Origin of the sequence: Blastomonas sp. CCH1-A6, assembly GCF_001556365.1 — a bacterium.
In the GTDB taxonomy this organism is placed as follows: Bacteria; Pseudomonadota; Alphaproteobacteria; order Sphingomonadales; family Sphingomonadaceae; genus Blastomonas; species Blastomonas ursincola.
Window position 1 is genome coordinate 1 of sequence record NZ_LSIS01000221.1, and the last position, 4,184, is coordinate 4,184.

4 protein-coding genes and 1 pseudogene are annotated in these 4,184 nt (G+C 67.0%); all 5 read right to left on the reverse strand.

What is annotated here, in order from left to right:
- Positions 1-310: pseudogene (locus AX735_RS09605) on the reverse strand (double-strand break repair protein AddB); the annotation flags it as partial.
- Positions 303-998 (reverse strand): nucleotidyltransferase family protein, encoded by a 696-nt coding sequence (locus AX735_RS09610; protein WP_137775406.1) that lies wholly within the window; start codon positions 996-998, stop codon positions 303-305. The gene AX735_RS09610 and the pseudogene AX735_RS09605, both read right to left, overlap by 8 nt.
- Before the next feature lie 29 nt (positions 999-1,027).
- Complete coding sequence (locus AX735_RS09615; RefSeq protein WP_066279147.1) at positions 1,028-2,014, reverse strand: aminoglycoside phosphotransferase family protein; 987 nt, start codon at positions 2,012-2,014, stop codon at positions 1,028-1,030.
- A complete protein-coding gene (gene tsaE / locus AX735_RS09620) occupies positions 2,011-2,469 on the reverse strand; it encodes a tRNA (adenosine(37)-N6)-threonylcarbamoyltransferase complex ATPase subunit type 1 TsaE (protein WP_066279150.1) in 459 nt (152 codons plus the stop codon). The genes AX735_RS09615 and tsaE overlap by 4 nt, the downstream gene beginning before the upstream one ends.
- A partial coding sequence (locus AX735_RS09625) for a sensor histidine kinase (protein WP_066279157.1) occupies positions 2,469-4,184 on the reverse strand: 1,716 nt, incomplete at its 5' end. The genes tsaE and AX735_RS09625, both read right to left, overlap by 1 nt.

Sequence of the window (4,184 nt, forward strand, 5' to 3'; positions counted from 1 at the left end):
GTTCAAGCGGATCGACCGCAGGCGGCACCTCCGCCCCCTCGCCCAGCGGGTCGAGCAGCGCGCCGAGGCTCTCGTCGAGATCGATATCGCCGATCAGCACCATGCGCGGCAACAGCAGCCCGTCGGCGGCATGGCGCACCAGCGCTTCGGTGATCGCGCGCCCGGCGCGATGGTTCGGGATCAGCAGCGTCGCGCGCGCGAGCCCCATCGGATCGCCGCCGAAGCGCCGAAGCAGGCCATCCGCTAGAACATCCGCAAACCCGCGCTGCGCCCCGATGGCATAGACTGCGGGGTTGCGCGCCTCAGGCATCCAGCAGCGCCTCTGCGGTGGGTTGGATCGCGGCGGGCGTGCCGACATCGAACCAGAGGCCCAGATGTGATATGCCGTAGACACGGCCCTCGGCCATCGCACGGTTCCACAGCACGTTGGTCGAGAACGCGCCCTGCGGCGGATCAGCGAGCAGGCGGCGCGAGAGCAGCTGGATGCCGGTATAGATATAGGGTGCCACATGGCCCGGCTTGCGGCGGCGGATGCGGCCCATCTGATCGAGATGGAAATCGCCGACGCCCTTGTAATTGTTGGCACGGCTGTGCGGCACCAGCAGCAGCAGCGCGTCCATTCGATCGTCGTCCCAGGCCGCGCGCAGCTCGTCAAAGCACGACCGCGCGCTTTCCAGCCAGACATTGTCGCTGTTGAGGCAGAAGAACGGGTCTTCCTCGATCATCGGCATCGCCTTGACCAGACCTCCCCCGGTTTCGAGCAGGAGATCGCGCTCGTCGGAGATCAGGATCTCGAACGGCCATTCGCGCGCCTTCAGATGCGCTTCGAGCGCATCGGCGAGATAATGGACGTTGACGATGACTCGCTGCATCCCGGCTTGGCCCAGATGATCGAGCACATGGTCGATCAGCGGCTTGCCCGCGACGCGCACCAGCGGCTTGGGCGTGGTGATGGTCAGCGGGCGCATGCGCTTGCCCAGCCCTGCGGCCATGACCATCGCGGTGCGGGCAAAGGACGGAGTATCGCTCACAGGTCGAACTTTCCGCCGAGCACGCCTGCCGGATCGCGCAGATCGGCAGGGATGTTCGCTTCGAACCACTCGGTGACGGGGCCTAGCGCGGGGTGCCTCAGGTCGCGCTCCATCGCCTTCCAGACGCGCGGGATCATCGTGGGATAGCGCGGCTTGCCGTCGCGCTTCCACAACCTCACGAAAATGCCGATGATCTTGGCATTCCGCTGCGCGCCCAGCACATGATAGGACGTGTCGAGATCGTACGCGGGCTTCGCCAGGTCGCGATAATGCGCCAGCATTTCGGCCTCGACCTCTTCGGACACGTCGCGCCGCGCGTCCTGCAGCAGGGAGACTAGATCATAGGCCGGATCGCCGACCAGCGCGTCCTGAAAATCAATCAGCCCCTGCGATCCGTCGGGCGGAAGCATGATGTTTTCCGAATGATAGTCGCGCAGCACCGTGACCTTGGGCGCTGACGGGTCCATCCCGTCGAGCACCGCATCCCAGGCCTTCGCATAGCCCTCGGCATCGACATCCAGACCGCGCGCGGGGCAGTACCATTCGGTGAACAGCGCTGCCTCGCGCTGATAGACCGCGCGGTCATAAGGCGGCACATCGGCGGGCGCGCGGCGGTGCAATTCCACCTGGGTCTCGATCGCCTGGCGGTAGATCGCGCGCTCGGCTTCGGCATCGCCGGCATCGACAGTCTCGCGCATCCGTTGGTCGCCGAAATCCTCGAGCAGCACCAGCCCGGCCCCTGCATCGACACCGAAGATCTCGGGCGCGCGCAGGCCTTGCGCGGTGAGATAGCGCGCGACATGGACGAACGGCTGCGGGTCTTCCTCGGGCGGCGGCGCATCCATCAGGATCGCTCGGCGATCGGGCTCGACCACGCGGAAATAGCGGCGGAACGAGGCATCACCGGGAATGGGCAGGATTTCGGCCGATTCCCAGCCCTGTGCATCGACAAAGGCCCGGATCAGCTGTTCACGCTCGCTCAAGACAATTCACCTGCAATCTGCTGCCAGCGCGCCTGCCAGTTCTGGCCGGGCTGCGCATCAATCCGGCGCTCGCTAGCATCGCTTCCGGTGATCCGCAATTCCAGCGTATCGGGACCCGCCAGCCCGCCGACGCGCTCGGGCCATTCGGCGATCAGCAACGCCGGATCGCCGGCATCGAGCCCCAGTTCCTCGAGCTCCATCGCGCCATCGAGGCGGTAGAAATCGGCGTGAATGACGGGGATGCGCACCTCGGGCGGATCATAGGGCAGGATCAGCGCGAAGGTCGGGCTGGGCACCTCTCCGGCAAAGCCCAGTGCGTTCAGGATCGCGCGGGCGAGCGTCGATTTGCCCGCGCCGAGATCGCCCGAAAGCGCGATCGTATCGCCGGGGCGCGCCATATCGGCGAGCTGCTGCCCCAGGCGCTGCATCGCCTCGATCGAACCGATGGTCGGCATCACGGCATCAGAATCGTGACGATGGTGCCCGCGCCCGGTTCGCTGACCAGCTCCATCCGCCCGCCATGCGCCTCGATCAGGTTCTTCGCCAGCGGCAGGCCCAGGCCCGAGCGCTTGGTCACCGGCTTGCCTCCCGCCTCGTCCGCCTGGAGCACGCCATCGAGCGCGCGCGCCTGCGCACGCGCATCGAGGCCAGGTCCGTTGTCCGACACCACAATGCGCAGCTTGTTCCGGAAGCGATCGCCGAGCAGCAGCACGCGCCCGCCTTCCTGGGTGTAGCGCAGCGCATTATCGACCACGGCGGTGATCGCCTGGGCAAAGCGCTGGCGATCGACCTCGGCCATGCCCGGGCCACCGTTCACATCGACCTCGAGCGCGATGTTGCGCCCCCCCGCCAACCCGGCCATGCCCTTGGCAACATCGACCAGCAGCGCCGCCATATCGGTCGGCTCGCGCTTGAGCGGCAATGTGCCCGCCTGGCTCTGGCTCAGATCGAGCACCATGTTGATCTGCGCCGACAGCCGCTCGACCGAATCGATGATCGCCTTGGCATAGTCCTGGCCCTGTTCGGACAGCGGCCCTGCCACCCCGCTCGCCAGCAGCTCGGCAAAGCCGCCGATCGAGGTGAGCGGCGTGCGGAATTCGTAGCTCATATTGGCGAGGAACTTCGTCTTGATGGCATCGGCCTCGACCAGCGCCTCGTTGCGTTCACGAAGGGCATCTTCCATCCGCTTGGCGTCGGACACGTCGATCATCGTGAACAGCGCGCTCGAATCGGGCAGCGGAATGCCGACGAAATCGAACACCCGGCCATCCTTCATCACCAGCTGGCCGGCGCGCTGGGTCCGGTCGAGCGTGGCCGACCGGATGACTTCCCGCAGCGCCGAGATCTGCGCCGGACGCTTGAGCTGTGGCGCGATGGCTTTCAGCAGCTCGTCGGCGCGCGGATGCTTGGCGAGCTCGGCCTCGTCGACCTCCCACACCGCGCCGAAGCGCGTGTTCCACAGGTGCAGCCGCCCGTCGGAGGTGAAGACGGCGAGCGCCTCGTAGAGGTTGTTGAACGTCGCGGTGCGCACCCGCAGCAGCGTGTCGCGCGCGCTCGCCAGTTGCACCTGCTCGGTCCGGTCCTCGAAGATCAGCAGCAGGCCATTATCGGGCGTCGGCTGGGCGATGGCGCGCAGATGCGTGCCGTCGGCGATCAGCCAGCTGTCCTCGACCGGGGCTGCCGACTGGAACCATTCGCGCTTCTCGTCGCGCCAGGCGGGAAAATCGCGCACCTGCGGCACACGGCCTGCCTCGCGCATCCGGTCGATCAGCCGCTCGAACTCCAGCCCGTCCTGCAGCCATTGCGGCTTGAGCTGGAACATGCGCACGAACGGCTGGTTGACGAAGATCAGGCGGCGCTGCGCATCGAATTGCGCCACGCCCGCCGACAGATTGTCGAGCATGTCGCGCTGGGCATCGCGGAAGCGCTCGGTCGCCTGGCGCGCCTGGATCAGGTCGTGCACGTCGATGGCATAGCCCGCGATGCCGCGCCCCTTGATCGGCAGATCGACCACCTCCATCGCGCGCCGCGTGCCCGCGATCGTCGTGGTGACCGTGCGGCGCGAGGGCGTATTGCTCTCGAACGCACGCGCGGCGACCGCGAGCGGCGTGAGCCCATCGACGGTCTCGACCAACTCCTGCCCGGCCTCGACGACATCGGCGGCGCTGCT

What these genes read in the sequence shown, in the direction of transcription:
- tsaE (WP_066279150.1), bottom strand. Translation starts at nt 2,469, where the DNA reads ATGCCGACCATCGGTTCGATCGAGGCGATGCAGCGCCTGGGGCAGCAG.
- AX735_RS09610 (WP_137775406.1), bottom strand. Translation starts at nt 998, where the DNA reads ATGGTCATGGCCGCAGGGCTGGGCAAGCGCATGCGCCCGCTGACCATC.